The 716-nt window shown below is 46.5% G+C and carries 1 protein-coding gene; it reads right to left on the reverse strand.

From position 1 onward, the window contains the following. Positions 1 to 344, reverse strand: a 344-nt coding sequence (locus K5Y32_RS24785; RefSeq protein WP_222186142.1) for an Ig-like domain-containing protein, incomplete at its 3' end; no start/stop codon positions are given. Positions 345 to 716: the final 372 nt, after the last annotated feature.

Raw genomic sequence — 716 nt, forward strand, 5'->3', positions numbered from 1 at the left:
CGCTTGTCTGCACCGAAGTCATCGTACAGTTTGATTAATATCGGGGCTTCCGGTGGGGTAGTGTCAATCACCATAGAGAACTGCGACGTATCGGAAGAGTTACCTGCCAGATCAACGTAGCGAATTGATACGCTGTAATCGCCATCAGTGAACGGCGTTGACGCTTTCCAGCTCCACAAGCCGGCTGCATCAATGATCGTGGTAAAGGTCTGGTTATTGATGGTGATAAACACTGTGGTGCCAGCTTCATCCGGCAGTGGATCATTGATACCGAATCCAGGATAAGGGGTATCACGTTCTATGGTGGTGAGACTATTCATATCGGCCATGATGGAGTAAACCATTAGATAAAACCTCTTCTGATGTGTTTAGTTTTATGTCGAATAAACTTAAATTACCACGCGTGGTTTGCGAAGAGACTCAGCAATCCGTAAGTATTTCAGATATTAAAATGACACGCGCTTTTAACTGTTTTACACAGGAAATGTCTTGTTAAAAATAGCCAAATGACGCCTTTATTAATGAGGTTTAAATAAAAAGCGGGAAGGTACGGGCTAATACTGGTCAGTTAAGAAAGCATTTTGCTTTAAACCTGGTGCGGGCTCTGACACATCTGCTGCGTCACGGGCCATCCTCGCCCAGCCCTTTCAACCACACGCATGGAAGCATCAAAGCAGGCCGGAGACGTCCCGTCAGGCAGACGAGCGGAGTGAAGG

This window comes from Pantoea sp. DY-15, from assembly GCF_019795935.1.
GTDB lineage: Bacteria > Pseudomonadota > Gammaproteobacteria > Enterobacterales > Enterobacteriaceae > Pantoea > Pantoea leporis.